18 protein-coding genes are annotated in these 20,156 nt (G+C 72.7%); 9 read left to right on the top strand and 9 right to left on the bottom strand.

All coding sequences use genetic code 11. The features are described 5' to 3' along the window. Positions 1–63: 63 nt before the first annotated feature. From ACFWTE_RS23105 to ACFWTE_RS23115, 3 genes are all read right to left on the bottom strand, one after another. On the bottom strand, positions 64–489 hold the full coding sequence (locus tag ACFWTE_RS23105; protein WP_378781941.1) for an SRPBCC family protein: 426 nt from the start codon (positions 487–489) through the stop codon (positions 64–66). Between the two features lie 329 nt (positions 490–818). After that, positions 819–3,542: an aconitate hydratase AcnA gene (gene acnA, locus ACFWTE_RS23110; RefSeq protein ID WP_378781943.1), complete on the bottom strand. Its 2,724-nt coding sequence runs from the start codon at positions 3,540–3,542 to the stop codon at positions 819–821. 396 nt (positions 3,543–3,938) lie between these two features. Further along, positions 3,939–4,874: an LLM class F420-dependent oxidoreductase gene (locus tag ACFWTE_RS23115; RefSeq protein ID WP_378781945.1), complete on the bottom strand. Its 936-nt coding sequence runs from the start codon at positions 4,872–4,874 to the stop codon at positions 3,939–3,941. A 127-nt stretch (positions 4,875–5,001) separates the two neighbouring features. Between ACFWTE_RS23115 and ACFWTE_RS23120 the strand changes: the two genes are divergently transcribed. The 6 genes from ACFWTE_RS23120 to ACFWTE_RS23145 all read left to right on the top strand — a co-directional run bounded on the left by ACFWTE_RS23120 (position 5,002) and on the right by ACFWTE_RS23145 (position 11,557). After that, positions 5,002–5,589: an RNA polymerase sigma factor gene (locus ACFWTE_RS23120; RefSeq protein ID WP_378781947.1), complete on the top strand. Its 588-nt coding sequence runs from the start codon at positions 5,002–5,004 to the stop codon at positions 5,587–5,589. Beyond that, positions 5,586–6,386, top strand: a complete 801-nt coding sequence (locus ACFWTE_RS23125; RefSeq protein WP_378781949.1) for a zf-HC2 domain-containing protein — start codon at positions 5,586–5,588, stop codon at positions 6,384–6,386. Before ACFWTE_RS23120 ends, ACFWTE_RS23125 begins: the two co-directional genes overlap by 4 nt. Continuing rightward, positions 6,383–7,345 (top strand): ATP-binding cassette domain-containing protein, encoded by a 963-nt coding sequence (locus tag ACFWTE_RS23130; RefSeq protein ID WP_378781951.1) that lies wholly within the window; start codon positions 6,383–6,385, stop codon positions 7,343–7,345. Before ACFWTE_RS23125 ends, ACFWTE_RS23130 begins: the two co-directional genes overlap by 4 nt. Further along, positions 7,342–8,964 (top strand): hypothetical protein, encoded by a 1,623-nt coding sequence (locus ACFWTE_RS23135; protein WP_378781952.1) that lies wholly within the window; start codon positions 7,342–7,344, stop codon positions 8,962–8,964. The genes ACFWTE_RS23130 and ACFWTE_RS23135 overlap by 4 nt, the downstream gene beginning before the upstream one ends. 187 nt (positions 8,965–9,151) lie before the next feature. Continuing rightward, positions 9,152–10,351 carry a hypothetical protein gene (locus tag ACFWTE_RS23140; RefSeq protein ID WP_378781953.1) on the top strand — a complete coding sequence of 400 codons (1,200 nt, stop codon included), beginning with the start codon at positions 9,152–9,154 and terminating at the stop codon, positions 10,349–10,351. 198 nt (positions 10,352–10,549) lie between these two features. Then, the gene (locus ACFWTE_RS23145; RefSeq protein ID WP_378781954.1) at positions 10,550–11,557 is read left to right on the top strand and encodes an EamA family transporter; all 1,008 of its coding nucleotides are present in this window, start codon (positions 10,550–10,552) and stop codon (positions 11,555–11,557) included. A gap of 54 nt (positions 11,558–11,611) precedes the next feature. Here the strand turns inward: ACFWTE_RS23145 and ACFWTE_RS23150 are convergent, their stop codons facing one another. Together ACFWTE_RS23150 and ACFWTE_RS23155 are read right to left on the bottom strand one after the other, a co-directional pair. After that, positions 11,612–11,992 (bottom strand): DUF427 domain-containing protein, encoded by a 381-nt coding sequence (locus ACFWTE_RS23150; RefSeq protein ID WP_378781955.1) that lies wholly within the window; start codon positions 11,990–11,992, stop codon positions 11,612–11,614. A gap of 222 nt (positions 11,993–12,214) precedes the next feature. Continuing rightward, positions 12,215–13,516 carry a class I SAM-dependent RNA methyltransferase gene (locus ACFWTE_RS23155; protein ID WP_378781956.1) on the bottom strand — a complete coding sequence of 434 codons (1,302 nt, stop codon included), beginning with the start codon at positions 13,514–13,516 and terminating at the stop codon, positions 12,215–12,217. Positions 13,517–13,740: 224 nt separating this feature from the next. Between ACFWTE_RS23155 and ACFWTE_RS23160 the strand changes: the two genes are divergently transcribed. Both ACFWTE_RS23160 and ACFWTE_RS23165 read left to right on the top strand, forming a co-directional pair. Beyond that, positions 13,741–14,436, top strand: a complete 696-nt coding sequence (locus ACFWTE_RS23160) for a potassium channel family protein (RefSeq protein WP_378781957.1) — start codon at positions 13,741–13,743, stop codon at positions 14,434–14,436. Next, on the top strand, positions 14,429–15,121 hold the full coding sequence (locus ACFWTE_RS23165; protein WP_378781958.1) for a potassium channel family protein: 693 nt from the start codon (positions 14,429–14,431) through the stop codon (positions 15,119–15,121). Before ACFWTE_RS23160 ends, ACFWTE_RS23165 begins: the two co-directional genes overlap by 8 nt. Before the next feature lie 91 nt (positions 15,122–15,212). Here the strand turns inward: ACFWTE_RS23165 and ACFWTE_RS23170 are convergent, their stop codons facing one another. Then, positions 15,213–16,055, bottom strand: coding sequence for a DUF3159 domain-containing protein (locus ACFWTE_RS23170; RefSeq protein WP_378781959.1), 843 nt, complete (start codon positions 16,053–16,055; stop codon positions 15,213–15,215). A 332-nt stretch (positions 16,056–16,387) separates the two neighbouring features. Between ACFWTE_RS23170 and ACFWTE_RS23175 the strand changes: the two genes are divergently transcribed. Continuing rightward, positions 16,388–17,494: a serpin family protein gene (locus ACFWTE_RS23175; protein ID WP_378781960.1), complete on the top strand. Its 1,107-nt coding sequence runs from the start codon at positions 16,388–16,390 to the stop codon at positions 17,492–17,494. A gap of 105 nt (positions 17,495–17,599) precedes the next feature. On the opposite strand, the gene ACFWTE_RS23180 is transcribed toward ACFWTE_RS23175, so the two are convergent. From ACFWTE_RS23180 to ACFWTE_RS23190, 3 genes are all read right to left on the bottom strand, one after another. After that, positions 17,600–18,388 (bottom strand): alpha/beta hydrolase, encoded by a 789-nt coding sequence (locus ACFWTE_RS23180; protein ID WP_378781961.1) that lies wholly within the window; start codon positions 18,386–18,388, stop codon positions 17,600–17,602. 93 nt (positions 18,389–18,481) lie between these two features. Further along, positions 18,482–19,222 (bottom strand): PIG-L deacetylase family protein, encoded by a 741-nt coding sequence (locus ACFWTE_RS23185; protein WP_378781962.1) that lies wholly within the window; start codon positions 19,220–19,222, stop codon positions 18,482–18,484. Between the two features lie 48 nt (positions 19,223–19,270). Beyond that, positions 19,271–20,128: a DUF3710 domain-containing protein gene (locus ACFWTE_RS23190; RefSeq protein WP_378781963.1), complete on the bottom strand. Its 858-nt coding sequence runs from the start codon at positions 20,126–20,128 to the stop codon at positions 19,271–19,273. Between the last annotated feature and the right edge of the window lie 28 nt (positions 20,129–20,156).

The raw sequence follows: 20,156 nt of genomic DNA on the forward strand, positions 1-20,156 counted from the left end.
CCTGTGGGCGGTGCGGGGCCTCGGGGTGCCTCACTGCCGGGTCTCGGGCCCGGGGATCGGCGGTCAGGCCGGGGACCGGGTGGGCTCCACGAAGGCCTTGAAGCGCTTCATGTCACCCTTGGCACGGGCCTTGACGAGTCCCAGCTTGTCGCCGAGCTGCTCCACCGCGCCCTCCGGGACGGTGGTGAGCTGGAGGGTGATCCGGGTGCGCGCCTCCGCCAGGCGGTGGAAGGTCACCACCCCCGCGTGGGTCACGCCGTCGGTGCTCCTCCAGGCGATCCGCTCCCCCGGGACCTGTTCGGTGACCACCGCGTCGAAGTCACGTCGCTGACCGGCGATCTCGATGGTCCAGCGCAGACTCGTCCCACCGGTGCGCTCGACCCGGGAGACACCCTCCATGAAGGAGGGGAACTCCTCGAACCTGGCCCACTGGGCGTACGCCACAGTCACCGGAACGTCGACCTCGACCGTTTCCATCATGTCTGTCATTGCCAATCGAGTCCTTCGCAATAGATTGCGGTTCGTCCTCGACGGGGGCGCTACCCGGCTCTCCGTGCCCCAATCACGGACGACGGCCCTCCCACCCCGCGGGTCGGCGCGGCCGACACCCCCGGGGGGAACCGCTGGAAACGCCGTGACCTGGAGGTTCGCGGGACAGGGCATGCTCCGTGAGAAATGCCGTGAATCACGTCACCCCGCTCCCCGCGCAAAGCCCTCCCGGACGAAGACGGGGCCGCCACCGCCGGTCGGGCGGTGGCGGCCCCGTCGGCCCGCCCTGTACGCCCGGTGGGCGCCGGCGCAGACCCGGGTGCCGATCCCTACTTGGCGATCAGCTGGCGCAGCACGTACTGCAGGATGCCGCCGTTGCGGTAGTAGTCGGCCTCACCGGGGGTGTCGATCCGCAGGACGGCGTCGAACTCCACCCCGGTGTCGGTGCTGACCCTGACCGTGTCCGGCACGCGGCCCTCGTTCAGGTCGGTCACGCCGGTGACCGAGAAGGTCTCCTCACCGGTCAGGCCGAGGGAGTCCGCGGACTGCCCCTCCGGGAACTGGAGGGGCAGGACGCCCATGCCGATCAGGTTGGAGCGGTGGATGCGCTCGTAGGACTCGGTGATGACCGCGCGGACGCCCAGCAGGCTGGTGCCCTTGGCCGCCCAGTCGCGGGACGAGCCCGAGCCGTACTCCTTGCCGCCCAGGACGACCAGCGGGGTGTCCTGCGCGGCGTAGTTCTGCGCGGCGTCGTAGATGAACGACACCGGGCCGTCGGCCTGGGTGAAGTCGCGGGTGTAGCCGCCCTCGGTGCCCGGCGCGATCTGGTTGCGCAGGCGGATGTTGGCGAACGTGCCCCGGATCATCACCTCGTGGTTGCCGCGGCGGGAACCGTAGGAGTTGAAGTCGCGGCGCTCCACGCCGTTGGACTTCAGGTACTCGGCCGCCGGGGTGCCCGGCTTGATGGCGCCGGCCGGGGAGATGTGGTCGGTGGTCACCGAGTCCCCCAGCTTGGCCAGCACGCGGGCGCCGGAGATGTCGGTGACCGGGGCCGGGGTGGTCTCCATGCCGTCGAAGTACGGGGGCTTGCGCACGTACGTCGACTCGGCCTCCCACTCGAAGGTGTTGCCGGTCGGCGTGGGCAGCGAGCGCCAGCGGTCGTCACCGGCGAACACGTCGGCGTACGCCGACTCGTACATGTCGGAGGCGATCGCGGAGTCCATGACCTGCTGGATCTCCTCGGCGGTCGGCCACACGTCGGCCAGGTAGACCGGCTCGCCGTCCTTGCCGATGCCCAGGGGCTCGGTGGTGATGTCGACGTCGAGCGAGCCGGCCAGGGCGTAGGCCACCACCAGGGGCGGCGACGCCAGGTAGTTCATCTTGACGTCGGGGTTGATCCGGCCCTCGAAGTTGCGGTTGCCGGACAGGACCGCGGAGACCGCGAGGTCGTTCTCCTGGACCGCCTGGGAGATCTCCTCCGGCAGCGGGCCGGAGTTGCCGATGCAGGTGGTGCAGCCGTAGCCGACCAGGTTGAAGCCCAGCTTGTCCAGGTACGGCGTCAGACCGGAGCGCTCGTAGTAGTCGGTGACGACCTTGGAGCCCGGGGCCATGGAGGTCTTGACCCACGGCTTGCGGGACAGGCCCTTCTCCACCGCCTTCTTGGCCAGCAGGGCGGCGCCCAGCATGACCGAGGGGTTGGAGGTGTTGGTGCACGAGGTGATCGCGGCGATCACGACGGCGCCGTGGTCGATCTCGGTCTCGGTGCCGTCGGCCATGGTGACCTTGACGGACTTGCGCGGACGGGCGCCGTTGGCGGTCTGGGCCGGGGCGTCGGAGGCCGGGAAGGACTCCTCCCCCGCCTCGTCCGCGTCGTCCTGGACGTAGTTGCGGATGTCGTGGCGCCAGGTGGTCTTGGCGTCGGACAGCGCGATGCGGTCCTGCGGGCGCTTGGGCCCGGCGATGGACGGGACGACGTCGCCGAGGTCGAGCTCCAGGTACTCGGAGAAGTCGGGCTCGACGGACGGGTCGTGCCAGAAGCCGTTGGTCTTGGCGTAGGCCTCGGTCAGGGCGACCTGCTGCTCGGAGCGGCCGGTCAGGCGCATGTACCGGATGGTCTCGTCGTCGACCGGGAAGATCGCGGCGGTCGAGCCGAACTCCGGGCTCATGTTGCCGATGGTGGCGCGGTTGGCCAGCGGCACCGAGGAGACGCCGTCGCCGTAGAACTCGACGAACTTGCCGACCACGCCGTGCCGGCGCAGCTGCTCGGTGATGGTGAGCACGAGGTCGGTGGCGGTGGTGCCGGGCTGGAGCTGGCCCGTCAGCTTGAAGCCGACCACGCGCGGGATGAGCATGGAGATCGGCTGGCCGAGCATGGCGGCCTCGGCCTCGATGCCGCCCACGCCCCAGCCCAGGATGCCCAGGCCGTTCTGCATGGTGGTGTGCGAGTCCGTGCCGACACACGTGTCGGGGTAGGCCTGGCCGCCGCGGCTCATCGTGACGCGCGCCAGGTGCTCGATGTTGGCCTGGTGCACGATGCCGGTGCCGGGCGGGACGACCTTGAACTCGTCGAAGGCGGTCTGGCCCCAGCGCAGGAACTTGTAGCGCTCGTAGTTGCGCTCGTACTCGATCTCGACGTTGCGCTCGAAGGCGTCGGGACGGCCGAAGAGGTCGACGACGACGGAGTGGTCGATCACGAGCTCGGCGGGCGCGAGCGGGTTGATCTTGTCCGGGTCGCCGCCCAGGTCGCGGACGGCCTCGCGCATGGTGGCGAGGTCGACGACGCAGGGGACGCCGGTGAAGTCCTGCATGATCACCCGCGCGGGGGTGAACTGAATCTCCTGGCTGGGCTGGGCCTTGGCGTCCCAGCTGCTCAGGGCCCTGATGTGCTCGGCGGTGACGTTCGCACCGTCCTCGGTGCGCAGAAGGTTCTCCAGCAGCACCTTCAGGCTGTAGGGAAGCCGCTTGGAGCCCTCCACGGCCTCCAGACGGAAGATCTCGTACGACTCGTCGCCAACGCGCAACGTGTCACGGGCGCCGAAGCTGTTCGTGGACACGGTGTCTGCCTCCTGATCTCGCCACTTTGTCCCCAGCATCCTGCCTCATCGGGCAGGTGCGGGACCTGTTGAGGCCGCCCTGACCGGACAACCGGGAGCGGAGGGCCGCGGGGGTGACCTCCGTTGTCGCCGACTTCCCTCAGGACCGCCGTGGCCTGCGACGACACCACTCGCCACCGACCATGCGGCCCGCTTGCCGCGGGCGCCCTCGATGTTCTGGGCCGGACGCCGCCGAGCGGCCGACATCACACGCTGACGCGCACGTCCGAAACCTGGTGCGGGTCGGGGGGACCCCCGCTTTTATCTTGATGTCAAGCTATCTAATTTGTATCTCGATATCAAGTTATCGGGTGCGGTCCCGGGACGGGCGGCCACCCCCCGACAAGCCCCATCCTCTCAGTCCAGCTGCGGCACCACCTGCGACGCGACCAGCTCCAGGTGGTCCAGGTCGGCCATGTCCAGGACCTGGAGGTACATGCGTTCGGCGCCGGCCGCGCCGAAGCGTCCGATCCGGTCCACCAGCTCGTCGGGCGACCCCGCCAGGCCGTTCTCCCGCAGCTCCGGGACCTGGCGGCCGATCCGCTCGGCGCGGCGCGCGATCTCCGCCTCGTCCCGGCCCACGCACAGTACCTGCGCCGCCGAGTACACCATCGGCGCGGACCGCCCGGAGTCGCGCACCGCCGCACGGGTCCGCTCGAAGGCGGCCGCGGTCTCATCCAGCGGCGAGAACGGGACGTTGTACTCGTCGGCGTACTTGGCCGCCAGGCGCGGTGTGCGCTTGGGGCCGGTCCCTCCGATCAGCACCGGGGGCCGCGGTCCCTGCTCCGGTTTGGGCAGCGCGGGCCCCTCCGCCAGGCGGTAGTGCTTGCCCTCGTAGCGGAAGGTCTCACCCACCGGCGTGGACCACAGGCCGGTGATGATGTCCAGCTGCTCCTCGTAGCGGTCGAAGCGCTCGCGGCCGGAGGCGGGGAAGGGGATGCCGTAGACCGCGTGCTCCTCCTCCATCCAGCCCGCACCGAAACCGAACTCCACACGGCCGCCGCTCATGCGGTCGACCTGGGCCACGGCGATGGCGAGGGGCCCGGGGTAGCGGAACGTCGCGGCGGTCATCAGCGTGCCCAGACGGATACGGGAGGTCTCCCGGGCCAGGCCCGCCAGGGTGATCCAGGCGTCGGTGGGCCCGGGCAGGCCGCTGACGTGGTCACCCATGTGCAGATAATGATCGGAGCGAAAAAGAGCATCGAAGCCAAGGGCCTCTGCGGCCTTGGCGACGGCGAGCTGGTCCTCGTAGGTGGCCCCCTGCTGGGGCTCAAGGAAGATTCTGAGGCGCATACGCCCCATTTTCTCCCACTCCGGGGACCAGACCGAAACCGCCGCGCGGGTACCGTCGAAACGGCGTGTCCGGGCCCGTGCCCGCACCGCAGAACCGATCCGCACACCCACCGCGATAGCCCTCCACGTGAAGCTGCTCCGCCGCGCGCGCCGCCGCGCCCCCTCCTACGGCCCCGAGAGCACCGACCCGGTGCTCCTGGCCGCCGTCGCCGTGGGCGAGACCGAGGCACTGGAGATCCTGCACCGCAGACACGCACCCTGGCTGCGGGCACGGCTGCGCTACCGCTGTTCCGACACCGACCAGCTGGACGCCGCGCTCCAGGAGACCTTCCTGGCGGTCTGGAAGAACGCGGGTTCGTTCACCCCCCGACCCGGTGACACCGACGCGGGGGCCTGGCTGTGGACCATCGCGATCCGGCAGCTCATCTCCCAACTGCGCAAACGCGCCAACAGGTGGATCTCGGACAGCAGCACCGAACCCTACGAGACCATCGGCGACGCCTCCGCCGAGGACACCGTGCTGCTGAACATCGAGCACGGGCCCCTGGGCGCCGCCCTCCACTCCCTCTCGCCCGAACTGCGCTCCGCCATCCAGGCCACCGTGCTGGACGGGCTCACCGTCCGGGAGGCCGCGCAGATCCTCCAGATCCCCGAAGGAACCGTCAAGACACGGGTCATGCGCGCGAAGGCGCGGCTACGGGAGGCACTGACATGAGCTGGCACCTGACCCCTGCCCAAGCACACGAGTACGCGACCCACCGGGCGGACGACGTCACGGCCATGTCCGTGGAGGCCCACATCATGCACTGCGCACCCTGCCGGAACCTGCTTCCCGGCGACGAGGACTGGCTGGCCGACAGCTGGGCGGGGCTGCGCGACGTCGTGGACCGCCCCAGGCGCGGCGCGGTCGAGACCCTCCTCGCCTCCCTGGGGCTGCGCGAGGGCACCGCCAAACTGCTGGCGGCCACCCCGAGCCTGTACCGGGCCTGGCTCCTGGCCTCGGTCGTGGTCCTGATCGCCGCACTGTTCGCCGCGCACCACCTGCCGCGCGGTTCGCTGGTCTTCACCTTCACCGCCCCGATCGTGCCCCTGGTGGGCGTGGCCCTGGCCTACGGGCGCGGTGTGGATCCGGCCCACACCCTGACCTCCGTCACGCCGATGGCCGGTCAGCGGCTGCTGTTCCTGCGCACCTGCGCGGTCCTGGTGCCCTCGCTGACCCTGTGTGCGTCGGCGGCGCTCATGCTGCCCTCGGCCTCCACGCCGTGGACCGCGGCGTTCTGGCTCCTGCCCTCACTGACCCTGGTCGCGGGATCCCTCGTGCTCAGCCACTGGGTGCACCTGAGCGCGGCCAGCGCCGTCATCGGGCTGGCGTGGCTGTTCACCCTGGGGGCCATGGTCGTCTCCGAGCACGCGACGCCGCTCCAACTGCTCGCCCCCCAGGCCCAGGCCTGGTGGGCGACCGCGCTGGGTGTGCTGGTCGGTACGATCCTGGTGCGCGTGAGAACGGCATGAGCACCCCGGCGGCAGGAGTCGTCCGGCCCGGGGCCACCGGCTCCCCCTCCGTCCGGATCCGGGGCCTGGTCCGCAGGTACGGCACCCGCACCGCGCTGAACGGCGTGGACCTGGACCTGGGGCCCGGGGTGACCGGCCTGCTCGGTCGCAACGGGGCGGGCAAGACGACGCTGCTGCGGTGTCTGGCCACGGACCTGGAGGCCACCGGCGGCGAGGTCAGCGTGCTCGGCCGCAGCCCCGAGCGCGCCGCCGAGCGCACCGAGATCCGTCGCCGGCTCGGCTACCTGCCGCAGAACCCCGAGTTCTACCCGTACTTCACCGCGTTCGGGCTGCTGGACTACATGGCGGTGCTCAAGGAACTGGGCGGGCGCAGGGCGCGCCACGACGAGGTGCGGCGCGGCCTGCGGCGGGTCGGGCTCTACGACCGCCGCCACAGCCGTGTGCGCCGCCTGTCGGGCGGCATGCGCCAGCGGCTCGGCCTGGCCTCGGCCCTGCTCGGCGATCCCGAACTCCTCCTGCTGGACGAGCCGACCATCGGCCTGGACCCCGAGCAGCGCATCCGGTTCCGCAGCCTGGTCTCGGAACTGGCGGTGCACAGCACCGTGGTGCTGTCCACCCACCAGATCGAGGACGTGGCCGCCCTGTGCCAGCGCGTGCTCTGCCTGGACGGCGGCCGGATCATCTTCGACGGCACCCCGGGGCAGTTGGTCGACCGCGCGCGCGGCCACGTCTGGGAGAGGGCCGGGCACCCGGGTGAGGGGTACACCGCCTGGCGGCTGGCCGACGGCCGGTACCGGGTGCTCACGGTGGCGGGGGACGAACGCGGCCCCGCCACCGCGGGCGCTCCCCCGCCCCCGGGCGACGGCGCGCTCGTGCCGGTCGAACCCACCCTGGAGGACGCCTACCTGCTGCTGACCGGCGTGGACCAAGAGCTCGGGCAGGAGCAGGGCGTCAGATGAGCAGAACCGCCACCGGGGCGGGTCCGGGCGGTGGAGGACCTCCCCGCCCGGGAACCGCCGGACCGGTCCCCGGGCCCGCGCGGGCGTCGGCCGCCCGGGCCTTGGGGGCGTGTGCCGCCACCTTCTGGCGGCTGGCGTGGTTCACGGCGCTCCGGCTGCTCGTCAACCCGTTCTCCGTCGCGGCGGTGGCCCTGATCACGCTCCTGACCCTGCTGACCATGAACCAGCCGTTCGTGCACACCGTTTCCGACCTGCACGACTACATGATGACATCGGCGCTGGTCGTGACCCTGGGCCTGTTCGCCTCGGTCAGTTTTCCCGCCGTCCGCGAGGTGCGCTACGGGCGGGCCCCGGTCGGCCCGCTGGGACGGACGGGCCGTTACCTGGCGGTGGGAGCGGGTGCCGCGCTGGTCGGCTGGACGTACACGGTGGCGCTGCTGGCGCTGGTCGTGTGGCGGTCCGCCCGGCCTCTGGCAGGCCTGGTGGACCCGCTGTCCCACATGATGCCGTTCGCCGCGGTGCTGATCGGACCGGCCGGTGCGATGGTGCTCGTGGCCTGGACCCGGTCCCACTCGCCCCTGCTCCTGGTCGCCCTGGCCGTGCCCACCTACAGCCTGTACTCGATCACGGCCTTCGACACGGCCCAGAATGTGGAGATGGTCCTCACCAGGGTGCAGTCGCTCGCCCTCATGGCCGTCGACCCGTTCCCGATACACTCCCCCGGCGTTTCCGTCCTGGTCCGGCTGTACGCCGCCTATCTGGTGCTGACCGTCCTGGGCCTGTTGGCGCTGGCCCTGGCCGGGACGCGGCGCGGTGCGTCGAGGGCGGTGGCCCTGGGCGCGTCGCTGGTGCTGCTGGCCGGAGCAGGGGGGACGGCCGGGTACGGGTCCACCGCCTACGCCTGGCGGACCCCCGTGCCGGACCGCCTCCTGTACGGCGCCGACAACTCCTCCTGCCGGACCCGGGAGGGGATCACCTACTGCCCCATGCCCGGCTACGAGCCGTGGGTGGACCAGTGGCACGGTGTACTCGGCCCGGTCCTGACGGCTCTTCCCGAGTCCGCCGCGGACGACATCCCGCTGGTGTGGCAGGACAGCGCGCGCTTCAACCGCGACCCGGGCGACCTCCCGGCGTCGAGGGTCGTGGTCTACGACGTACGCTTCACCGACGAGCCGTGGTGGCGCCTGGACCTACTGGACGGGACCGCCCGTTCCCTCTTCGGCCTCGCCCCCCCCTGGGTTTCGGCCTGCCGTGCCGACGGGCAGTCACGGCTGCTCCTGGCCGCGTGGACGGCCGGGCTCGACACGCGTGCGGACCGTGCCGACCGGCTGGGCCGGAGCGGGGCGTTCCTGGGCGAGTACTCCCCCTCGCAGCAGGACCTGAAGGTGCTCGACGCCCTTCTGGAACTACCGGAGGAACGGGTGTTCGCGATTCTCCAGGACCACTGGGAACCGCTGTCCTCCCCCCGGGGGCGCACCGAGGACCTGGCGGAGCTCCTGGACATCCCCCTGCGCGGATCCGCGCACAGGAGCCCGACGACCGCGGACTGGGATCGGTTGTTCCCAGGGTCGGACCTGGGCTACTACGCGACGGCGCCCGACGGGGCGGCGTGCGCGTGATCGGCACACGGCGGGCCGCACCCGGTCTGACCAGCGGTTATTAACCGCACCACAAAATCCGTGATCCCCTTCGCACCGTTGCCGGGGCCGACTACACTCGCGAATGTCCGAATTGTTGATGATTATCAGCTTTCATTGGACTACTTCCCTTTTGGGGCTTTTCTCTCCCACGAGCAAGGTGCGTCCCTTGTCTGATCCCGGTTCTCTCACGCGTCTCGCACGCCCCGCGGCCGTCGTCGGAGCGGTTGCCCTCGGAGCTGCCGTCCTGGCCCTCGGTACGACCGTCCCCGCCCACGCCGACGAGGTGTTCCCGGCGACGGCGGGCAGCACCCTCGTCAGCCTGACCCACGACGGGGGCGACACCGCCACGGCCGGCTCCTGGGGCAGGATCTACGTGGGGTCGGACGTGGGCGACGACTACCCCTCCGCCGACTTCTCGGCGGATCCCGGCGGCGTCAGCGCGCTCCTGGGGATCGGCGGGCCGGTCGAGTCACTCGTCAACACCACCGCCACCGGGGACGGGCGCGCCGAGGCGGCCTCGGCGATCAGCGGGGGCTTCACCCTGGACCTGCCCGGATACGACGAGCCCGCCGTCCGGTTCTCGACCCTGGACAACACCCTCAGGTGCGACTTCTCCGGCGACGTCGTCTGGGAGAACCGGATCGGGAGCTCCGGGGAGAACGACCGCGTCATCACCGTCTTCGGCACGCCGGTCACGGCCGACGCCCCCGAGGTGAACGCCACCGTCGACGTCCCCGGCCGCGACACGACCGCCGACGTCACCGTCCAGACCCGCGAGCCCGACGGCGCCTCCGGGGGACGGGGAGAGGTGTCCACCGTCGTCAGGGCCTCCGAGGACGGCGCCGCGCTGTTCGAACTGACGCTCGGTGCCCTGGCCGTGGACTGCTCCGGCGCCGGGGCGGGGCCCCCCGGAACCGGGGACGGGGAGACCGGTGACGCCGGCCGCGACGACGACGCGGCCGAGCGGGACGACCTGGACGACGGTGACGGGGCCCGCGCGGCGGAACCCGGCGACGACTCCGACAGCGGCGACAGCGCGGGCGGGGGCGGGGGCACCGAGGACGCGGACGGCGACCAGTCGGACGGGGGCGCCTCCGACGACGGGAGCCGGACCACCGGCGCGGACGAGCCCGCCGCGGCGGAGAGCCCGGTCGCCGACGGCGCACGCGACGCCGTCGAGAGCGGACCCGCGGGGCTGCCCCTGACCGGCGGGGCCCTGGCCGGCCTGGTCACCGCCGGGATCCTCGCCCTGGGCGGGGGCGGCGCCGCCCTGTACCTGGCCCGCCGCGGCAAGCACGGTGACGGCTCCGGTGACGACGGCTCGGGCGAACCCCAGGACACCCCCGCCCGCGGTCCGGGGCTGTGACGTCCTAGCATGGCACCGTGAAGAATCCCTACTGGCACGTCGTGCTTCCGCCGCTGTGCGCCTGACCGGGCGCACGCACCCCTCTTCCTGACCCCGTCGGAGAGCCCGAACGGCGACCCCCGGTGACCGCACCCGGGTCGCCCACCGTCGTGCGCCCGTTTCGCCACCGCCGAAGCACACGACGACGAAGGATCCACCGTGCCAGAACACTCCCTGCCCGGGTCCCGGACCCGGGCCTGCGCTCCCGCTGCCACCCGCACCCCCCTGGCCCAGGGGCCCCTGCCGATCCTCGCCGCAGCGGTCCTGTGGGGTACCACCGGAACCGCCGGCTCCTTCGCCCCGGAGGGCGCCCCCGCCGCGGCCGTCGGAGCGGCGGGCCTGGTCCTGGGCGGGCTCCTGCTGTTCCTGACCGGCCGGGGCTCCGTCGCCCTCGTGGTGCGGAGCGACCGGTCCACCCGCTGGACCCTCGCCCTGGGCGCCCTCGCCGTCGCCGGATACCCGCTGGCCTTCTACCCGGCCGTGGCGAGCGCGGGGGTCGCCGTCGCCACGGTGATCACCCTCGGCAGCGCACCGGTCTTCTCGGGGCTCCTGGCCTGGCTGACCGGGCACAGCCGCCCCACGGCCCGGTGGACGGTCGCGACCGCCGCCGCCGTCCTGGGCTGCGCGGTCCTCGTCCTGGGCTCGGAGCTCGGCGGGGGCGGGTCGGCGGTGCGCCCCGCGGGGGTTTTCCTGGCGCTGGCCGCCGGGTTCTCCTACTCCGCCTACGCACTCGTCGCCGAACGCCTGATCCGCCGCGGCCACTCCTCCCCCGCCGTGATGGGCACCCTGTTCGCCGGCGGCGGAATCGCCGTCCTGCCCGTGGTCCTGGCCACCGGAACGGCGTGGCTGGCCACGGTGAACGGCGCCCTGGTCGCCCTGCACCTGGCGGTGTTCACCGTGTTCCTCGCCTACCGCCTGTTCGGTCACGGGCTGCGGCACACGTCCGCGTCGGTGGCCACCACGCTGACCCTCGCCGAGCCCGCCGTGGCCGCGCTGCTGGGGGTGCTCGTGGTCGGTGAGCGGCTGTCGGCGGTGTCCTGGACGGGGCTCGCCGTGCTCGCCCTGGGCCTGGCCGTCCTGCGCGCACCCGCCCGCCGGTCTCCGGGACCCGCCGACACGGAACAGGGTGTCAACGGCCCCGGTCACGGAACCGCCCCGGCGCCCTGACCTGGGACGGAAAGGAGCCCGGAGCTGTGCACTCCGGGCCCCGACGCGTGGTCCTCAGGCCTGGCCGTCGACCGCGATCTCGATCCGGCCGGGGTAGAAGGCGACGTGCGATCCGATCTCCGCGACGGCCGGGTACGGCTCCTCGTACGTCCACACGGCGTCGGTGAGCTCGTCGCCGCCCGGTACGGCGATCGTGTAGTAGGCCGCGGTCCCCTTGAAGGGGCAGTAGGTGGAGGTCTGCGTGCGCCGCAGGAGCGAGGGCTCGGTGTCGGCGATCGGGACGTACTGGACCGGGCCGTAGTCCGCCTCGCGCAGGGTCAGCGCCGCGGTGGTGTCGGCGACGACCAGCCCGCCGACGCGCACCACGACCCGCGACCCGGTGGGCTCGACGGTGATCGGGTGGTCGGGCCCGGGGACCCTCGTGTCGTGTGCCATGGCCCGCGCCTCCCTTTCGTTCTCCCCGCGCTTTCGACCCTCACTGTACGGGGGCCGGACCGCAACCCCCGGGGAGTGTTCTCCGGAGGGCTGCCGGGTCGGCGAACGGCCGTCCGGGCCGCACGTCCCCCGCACACCGGCGGGGGACGTGCGGCCCGGTGGGGCTTCACGAGCACGCAGGCGCAGCGGAAGACAGCCCGATGGAGGCGAGCCCGGAAGGCTTCAGGAAGACACGACCTGGTCCTCGCGGTGGCGGCGGGCCGGGTTGACGGGCTCCAGCACCGCCAGGCACTCGACGTGGTGGGTCATCGGGAAGGCGTCGAAGGCCCGCAGGTCCACCAGCTTGTACCCGGACCGCGCGAACTCGGCGAGGTCGCGGGCGAGCGTGGCGGGGTCGCACGAGACGTAGGCGACCTTGCGGGGACGCATCCCGGCGACGGAGCGGACCACCTTGGTCCCGGCGCCGGCCCGGGGCGGGTCCAGGGCGACCACGTCGGCCCGCACGTCGGCCCACTCGCGCAGCTGCGCGGCCACGTCGTTCTGCTCGACGCGGACCTGCTCCAGGTCCTTGAGGTTGTAGCGGGCGTCGCGCACGGCCTCGGCGCCGCTCTCCACGCCCATGACACGGCCCTCCGGCCCCACCACGTCGCCCAGGGCTCCGGTGAAGAGCCCGGCACCGCAGTACAGGTCCATGGCGGTCTCGCCGGGCTTGGGCTCCAGTGCGGCCAGGACCGCGTCGGTGAGGGTCTCCCCCGCCGCCGGGTGGACCTGCCAGAAACCGCCCGCACTGACGCGGAACTCGCGACCGTTGACGGTCTCGCGCACGCCGCGACGACCGCGCACCTGCTGGACGCGCCCGCCCTTGAAGCGTCGGAGGACCGCGCTGGAGGCCTTGAGCTCGGGCAGCGCGCTCAGCCGGGCCTTGGTGGGGGTGACGACGACGGCGCGGTCGGCGCAACTCGACGATGCGACGGCCTCGACGTCCTTGGTGTCCTCCCACGTCACGTCGGTGACGCCCAGTTCGGCCACGCCCGGGTGGGCGATGAGGCAGCGGTCGACCGGCTCGATGTCGTGGGAGCGGTGGCGGCGCAGCCCGGCGTGCCCGTCGGTGTCCACGGAGAAGCGCACCCTCGTACGCCAGCCCAGGCCGTCGGGGGTGCCCGGAAGCTCCTCGACGACGACGTCGCGCTTGATGTCGGCGATGTGGCGCAGCTGCTCGGCGACGACCTCGCCCTTGAGCCGGCGCTGGGCCTCCAGGGAGGCGTGCTGCCAGTCGCAGCCGCCGCACTTGCCGGGGCCGGAGAACACACAGGGGGCCTCGACCCGGTCGGGGGAGGCGCTGAGGACCTCGACGGCATCGCCGCGCAGGAACCGGGTGGTCTCCTCGGTGACCCGGACGCGGACGCGCTCCCCGGGGAGGGTGTGCCGGACGAAGACGACCTGGTCGTTGTGGCGGCCCACACACCAGCCCCCGTGCGCCACGTCGTCTACGGTCAGCTCGAACTCATTGCCCACGCGGGTCATCGCTACGTCCTTGGGTGGTCGGGTCGGGTCACGTTCCGGGTGACCCTGCGCGCACAGCCACCAAGCGTCCCCAATCTACCCGCCCCCGGGTACCGCCCGCGCTGTTCAGCCGCGTGCGCAGGGGCCGGGGTCCTCGCACGCGTCGAACCGATGTGTGCCAAGGTGTGACGGTGAGGGCACGCGGGACCACAGCGTGCGGCTGTCTCGACGGGAGTGCGGGCGAGGTGCACATCGTGATCATGGGGTGCGGCCGCGTGGGGTCCACGCTGGCGCACACACTGGTGGACCTGGGACACACCATTGCGGTGATCGACCAGGACCCCGAGGCGTTCCGGCGGCTGCGCGGCTCCGTCTCCAAGTACGCGGTCCGCGGCGTGGGACACGACCGGGAGGTCCTGGTGTCCGCCGGAATCGACCGCGCGGGGGCGTTCGCCGCGGTCAGCAACGGCGACAACTCGAACATCATCGCCGCACGGGTGGCCCGCGAGGCGTTCGGGGTCGAGAACGTGGTGGCGCGGATCTACGACCCGCGCCGCGCGGAGGTCTACCAGCGGTTGGGCATCCCCACCGTCGCGACGGTGCGGTGGACGGCGGACGCCTTCCTGCGCCGGATGGTGCCGGGCGACGACCGGCTCGCCGGGGGCCCCGAGTGGCAGGACGCCTCCGGGACGCTGGCCATGAACGAGGCTCCCCTGCCGCACGGGTGGTCGGGCGGCAGGGTCGGCGATCTGGAGGAGGCCGCCTCGGTGCGGGTCGTGTACCTGGCCCGCCGGGGGACGATCGTGCTCGCCGCGACCGGCGACCGCCTGGAGGAGGGCGACGTCCTGCACGTGGTCGGGTACGGCCGCGAGCTGGTCGACCTGCCCGGGCGGCCGACCGGGCCACCGATGGCGCCGGACGACGAGACGGGGCGTGGCTGAGATGCGGGTCGCCATCGCGGGCGCCGGGAGCGTGGGACGCTCCATCGGCAAGGAACTGGCGGGCAGCGGCCACGACGTGCTGCTGATCGACCGGGACACCCGGGCGATCGGTCTGGACGACCTGCCCCAGGTGGAGTGGCTGCTCGCCGACGCGTGCGAGCTCGCGACCCTGGAGGACGCACGCCTGGGCGACTTCGACGTGGTCGTCGCGGCCAGCAGCGACGACAAGGTCAACCTGGTGGTGTCCCTGCTGGCCAAGACCGAGTTCGGCGTGGACCGGGTGATCGCCCGTATCAACGATCCCGAGAACGAGTGGCTGTTCAACGAGACGTGGGGCGTGGACCTCGCGGTGTCACCGCCGAGGCTGATCGCCGACCTGGTCGAGGGAGCCCCCGACGACGACCTGGACGAGGAGGGGACGCTGCCGCCGCTACCGGGAGCCGAGATCGCCGAGTCGGTGCTGCACGCCACCAGCCCCTTCGCCGGGGCCTCGGAGGGGGAGCTGGCCGGGGCGCTGCCGGAAGGGGTGGCGCTGGTGGCGGTGCTCGGTCCCGGCGGGGTGCGCCCGCCGGACCCCGGGCGGACCCTGTCGGTGGGCAGCACCGTGGTGTTCCTGGCCGACCCCGAGGCGCTGGGCCCGCTGGAGACCCTGCTGGGCCCGGTGGACGGCTCCGGGAACGCCTGACCCGGGAGGCGACGGCCCCCCTCGGGGGAGAGACCGCGGAGAACGGCCGGCGGCCCGCACCGTGCACGTAGCGGGTGCGGGCCGCCGGGGACTACGCGCGGTCCTCGCCTCCGCCGCCCTCGGATCCGTTCGCCTCCGACCCCTCCAGCGGTGTCCGGCCGCGCGCCAGGACCCACACCATGCCCGCGAACGCGGCCACCTGGAGCGGCCAGCCCATGGCGATCTTGGAGAGTCCCAGGAGCCCGAAGGTGTCGGCCCACCCGTAGGTGTCGGCCATCCACAGCGGGTACTGCACGACCACGCGGATCACGCAGGGCAGCACCAGCAGCCAGGTGAGGCGGGAGGCCAGCGTGACGACCGCGGGATCGGAGCGCCAGGAGGTGAAGTCCTCCTTGTGTCCGATGAACGGCCCGATCATCAGCCCGATCGCGGGCCAGCGGACCAGGACCGACAGGCTCAGCACCACGGCGTAGACCGCGTTGTAGATGATCCCGGGCAGAAAGGCGTCGGCGGCGTTGCCGCTGCGCATCGCGAACACCGCGGCGATGCCGATGCCGAACAGGCTGGTGACCACGAACTGCACCGAGGAGCGCTGTACGAGCCGGACCGCGCCCAGGATCAGCGCCGCGACCACGCCGAGGATGATCGACAGCCTCAGGTCGGAGGCGATGACGTAGGAGAGGGTGAAGGTCAGTGTCGGCATCGCCGTCTCGACCATGCCGCGCTTGCCGCCCAGTGCCTTGGACAGCTGGGAGCGGACGAGTGCCTCGACCGTGTCCTCGGTGACGACCGGACCCTGGGCCCGTTCCGCCTGCCCGGTGGCCTCCGGCACCGACCCGCCCGAGGCGGGGCCGTCGTGTGCGGGCACCTCCGCCGTGTCGTCCGCCCCGGCCGCCGAGGCCGCCTCCCCGGCTGCCCGCTGCTGCTCAGTCATCCTGCTCCCGGTCCGGTCGGTCCTCGGTGGCCGTCGCTGCGCCGGGCCTCTCCCGCGCAGCTCCGCCGGCCATGATGCCCCACACTATTGGACGCGTCACGGCCTCCGGGGCCGGACACCGCACCTGCCCTCCACGCCCCGTCCGCCTTTGTCATGCTTGGCACGGGCTTGTCGCGTGCGACTTCTCACCCCTGGCCCCGACGCGGACGACGGTGTCCCCCCGCCCTGCGGCGCGCCGCCCGACCGGCGCGGACCCGCGGACCCTGGCGGGTGGGGGCGCGACTACGTACGCTGGCGGCCACAACACCCGGAGCGCCCACGCGAGGAGCACCATGCAGCAGAGCACGCCCCCTCGGCCGGACCACCTGGAGTTCGCCGCCGCCCTCGACCGCGTGCTGGTCCGGCCCGGCGCCTCCCACGTGTGGTCACCGCACTCGGTGGGGACGGTGCTGTCGCTGCTCGCCACCGGGGCCGCGGGCCGCACCCTGGCCGAACTGGAGTCCCTCCTCGGCTCCGACACCAAGGGGCTGCTGGACGCCCTGGACACCGCGGTGGCCGCCGACGACGACGGGCCCGACCTGGCCACGCTGAACGGGCTGTACGTGCCCGCCGACCTCCCGGTCCGTCCGGAGTTCGAGGCGCGCGTGCGCGAACGCCCCAGCGCGGAGGTGGAGGGCGCCGACTTCGGAAGCGACGCGGAGGGCGTGCGCACCCGGATCAACGGCAAGGTGGCCGACGTGACCAGGGGCCTCATCGACGAACTGCTCCCGGTCGGCAGCATCAGCGCGGACGTGCGCCTGCTCCTGGTCAACGCCCTGTGGGTCAAGGTGGTCTGGTCCGACCCGTTCGAGGCGGACCTGACCCGGGACCGGCCCTTCCACGCCCCGGGCGGCAGACGCGACGTCCCCACCATGCACAGGTCGGCCCGCCTGCCCCACGCGCGGGCACAGGGGTGGAGCATGGTCGGCCTGGAGGGCGACCACGGCCTCACCCTGGACGTGCTGCTCCCCGACGAGGCCGCGGACACGCCTCCCCCGCTGTCGGCGTCCGCGCTGTCGGACCTCTACCGGGGCCGTTCGTCCCAGCAGGTCGAGCTGGCCCTGCCCCGGTTCGCCGTGGAGACCGAGACCTCCCTGCTGGAGTCGCTGGGCTCCGTGGGGGTACGGCACATGGTCACGGACGAGGCCCGTTTCGACGGGATCAGCGAGGAACCGCTCCGGGTGGACGAGATCCTGCACCAGTCGGTGCTGAAGGTGGACGAGAAGGGCGCCGAGGGCGCCGCAGCCACGGCCGTGATGATGCTGCGTGCCGCGGGCGTGCCGCTGAGGCCGATCAGGTTCACCGTGGACCGGCCGTTCGCGTTCGTGCTGCGCCGCGGCGAGTCGATCCTGTTCCTGGGCCGGATCGCGGACCCCGTCGACCCCGGCACCGCGTCCTGACACCCGGGCCACCTGCCGGGGCCCCCGCCACCCGCCCCTCGGGGCGGCGCGGGTGCCCGGGTGGCGCGGACGGTCGGGCGGGGAACGGGCGGCTCCGGTCGGGGGCTACCGCGTACCGGTGCCGGCGGCCAGGAACGCGCCGGTGACCTCGGCCAGCTCCGCGCGCGCCGCCTCCTCCGACAGCACGGCCTCCCCGTCCCCGCTCTGGGGGCCGTAGGCGCCGAACTGGGCGTGGTTCATCCCCTCCACCGTCACCGACTCGGCGGACCCGGGCAGGTGCCGGCCGTTCTCCTCGAACTCCCCGGGGGTGGTGAGCCCGTCGCTGCCGCCCGCGACCGCCAGGACGCGCAGGTCGTCCCGTGTCTCCAGACCCGCCGACTCGGTGGCGTAGGACGCCCACAGGATCAGTCCGGCCACCTCGGGTCCGGGCTCGCCGCCCACGTAGGTCGCGGCCATCGCCCCGCCCAGGGAGTGCCCGCCCACGTACCAGGTGTCCACGTCCGGGGCGGCGGACACGGCGGAGTCGGCCCGGTTCGCGTCGAACACGGCCAGGTTCAGGCGCAGCCGGGGGATGACGACGGTGACCCCGGTGTCGGCGACCACCGGAGCCCACGAGGCGGCGTAGGCCTGCGGTTCCACCCTGGCGCCGGGGTAGAACACGACACCGGTGCCCGTGGCGCCCCGGGCCGGTGCGAGCACCACGGCGTCACCGTCGTCGCGCACCCGCACGTCCGGGTTCCCCTCCGCCGCGGCCAGGGGCGCGGGTTCGGCCGGGTACGGGGAGAGCGCCCATCCGAGGAAGGCGGCGCAGGCCGCGAGCAGGACGACCAGCAGACCGGCAGCCGCCACCCACCAGCGGCGCCGCCGGGACGGGTGCCGTACTTCCCTGCTCACGTCGTGCCCCTCCTCGGGCTCGTGCCCGGGAGACCGGGCGGGCGTGTCCGGCGACACGCACTGTGTTGCTCTTCTGGTGGCGCGGAACCCGCCCTAGACCTCGAACACCTCGAAGGCGGTGGCGAGCGGCACCCCGGCCCACGCTCCGGCCCGGGCCGCGGCCTCGGGCAGGAACGACTTCTGGTCGAACCCGTCCAGATTCGACAGGTAGACGGCGTGCGCGTCCAGCGAGGCCACCCCGGCGGCCAGGTCGGCCCGGCTCAGCTCCACGTAGTGGGTGGCCCGGGGCGAGGCGCCGAAGGCCACGAAGCGGACCCCCGACCAGGGGTCGAGGCCCTCCTCCTTCAGCTCGGGGAACACCCACCGGTTGGCGGCGTCGCGGACCGCGTCCAACAGGGCGGGGCCGAGGACCCGGTGGTCCGCGTGGTTGAAGCCGCCGCCCCCTGGGAAGTGGTCGCGGAAGTTGATGGAGACGATCGCCTCGGGGCGGTACCGCCGGATCGCCGCGGCGAGGGCCCTCCTCAGAGGCAGGCCGTACTCCAGGGTGCCGTCGGGGAAGTCGAGGAACTCGACCGTGGCCGCCCCCACCGCGGCGGCGGAGGCGTGCTGCTCTGCCATGCGCAGCGGCGCGCACTCCTCGGGGGCGAGACTGTCGATACCCGCCTCACCCTTGGTGACCAGGAGCTCCACGACGTCCTTGCCCTGACCGGTCCAGCGGGCGAGGGCGGACGAACTGCCGAACTCCAGGTCGTCGGGGTGGGCGACCACCGCGAGGACCCGGTCCCAGTCCTCCGGGAGCGGCCGGGGAACGCTCTTGTCCGTCGTCTCTGTCATGTGGCACAGACTACGGGGCGTCCCCGGCACCTCTCCGCGGGGTTCGGCTCAGGACTCCCCGGAGCCGTTCGGGACGTCACCGGGAACGGCGGTCCCGCCCGTGTCCGGCGCGGCGCCGTTGGGCGAACGCCCGGCGTTGCCGTGCTGGGCGGCCTGCTGGGCGGCGCGCGTCTTGGCGGCCTGGGCCATCTGCTCCTGGATCTGCTTGGGCACGGTGATCTGGAGCAGTTCGTTCGGCGGCACCGGCTGGTCTCCGCGCACCACCACGATGCCGGCGAAGAGCTCTTCGATCTCCGCCATCACCTCGGGCTTGGAGGCGCCGTCTCCGCGGATCACGCCGCGCAGCACCCAGCGCGGACCGTCCACGCCGATGAAGCGCACCCGCTGGGCGAGCTGCTTGCCGTCGTCGGTCGTGCGCCCCTTGACGGGGACGAGCGCCTTGAGCTCGGGGCCGAAGGTGCCGTCGTGGTCCTCGACCTTTCCGCCCTGCTTGACGACCTGCTCGCGCAGCTCCTCGCGCATCTCGTCCCACAGTCCGGAGGACTTGGGGGCGGCGAAGGGCTGCACCTGGAGCGCGCTCTTGCCGCGCACCAGGGTCACACCGATGATCTTCTGCTTGCCCTTGCCGTCCTGGGCGACGTTGACCTGGATCTCGGTGCCCTGTTCCATGGGCACCCGGATGCTGCCCAGGTCCATGCGGCCGGTCTCGGGGGCATCCTCGGTGGAGTCCCACGGACCGGTGGCACGGTGGCGGTCGGCGTCCTTGGCGGGCTGGTCCCGACGGGCCTCCGGTTCGACCTCGTTGCCGAAGGAGACGTCTCCCGCGGCCCCGCCCCTGGTGGGGCCGGCCTCCGTTCCCGTTCTGTCGGTCCCGTTGTCCCGCTTCTTGCGGCGGCGTCCAAACACGCCTTCACCTCTCCGATTCCGTTGGTCC

This window comes from Nocardiopsis sp. NPDC058631, from assembly GCF_042716955.1.
Taxonomy (GTDB): Bacteria; Actinomycetota; Actinomycetes; order Streptosporangiales; family Streptosporangiaceae; genus Nocardiopsis.

Bases quoted from the DNA above. Each gene is read 5' to 3' on its own strand.
- ACFWTE_RS23105 (WP_378781941.1), bottom strand. From the start codon at position 489: ATGACAGACATGATGGAAACGGTCGAGGTCGACGTTCCGGTGACTGTG.
- ACFWTE_RS23185 (WP_378781962.1), bottom strand. From the start codon at position 19,222: ATGACAGAGACGACGGACAAGAGCGTTCCCCGGCCGCTCCCGGAGGAC.
- ACFWTE_RS23115 (WP_378781945.1), bottom strand. From the start codon at position 4,874: ATGCGCCTCAGAATCTTCCTTGAGCCCCAGCAGGGGGCCACCTACGAG.
- ACFWTE_RS23130 (WP_378781951.1), top strand. From the start codon at position 6,383: ATGAGCACCCCGGCGGCAGGAGTCGTCCGGCCCGGGGCCACCGGCTCC.
- ACFWTE_RS23155 (WP_378781956.1), bottom strand. From the start codon at position 13,516: ATGACCCGCGTGGGCAATGAGTTCGAGCTGACCGTAGACGACGTGGCG.
- ACFWTE_RS23175 (WP_378781960.1), top strand. From the start codon at position 16,388: ATGCAGCAGAGCACGCCCCCTCGGCCGGACCACCTGGAGTTCGCCGCC.
- ACFWTE_RS23170 (WP_378781959.1), bottom strand. From the start codon at position 16,055: ATGACTGAGCAGCAGCGGGCAGCCGGGGAGGCGGCCTCGGCGGCCGGG.
- ACFWTE_RS23135 (WP_378781952.1), top strand. From the start codon at position 7,342: ATGAGCAGAACCGCCACCGGGGCGGGTCCGGGCGGTGGAGGACCTCCC.
- ACFWTE_RS23150 (WP_378781955.1), bottom strand. From the start codon at position 11,992: ATGGCACACGACACGAGGGTCCCCGGGCCCGACCACCCGATCACCGTC.
- ACFWTE_RS23125 (WP_378781949.1), top strand. From the start codon at position 5,586: ATGAGCTGGCACCTGACCCCTGCCCAAGCACACGAGTACGCGACCCAC.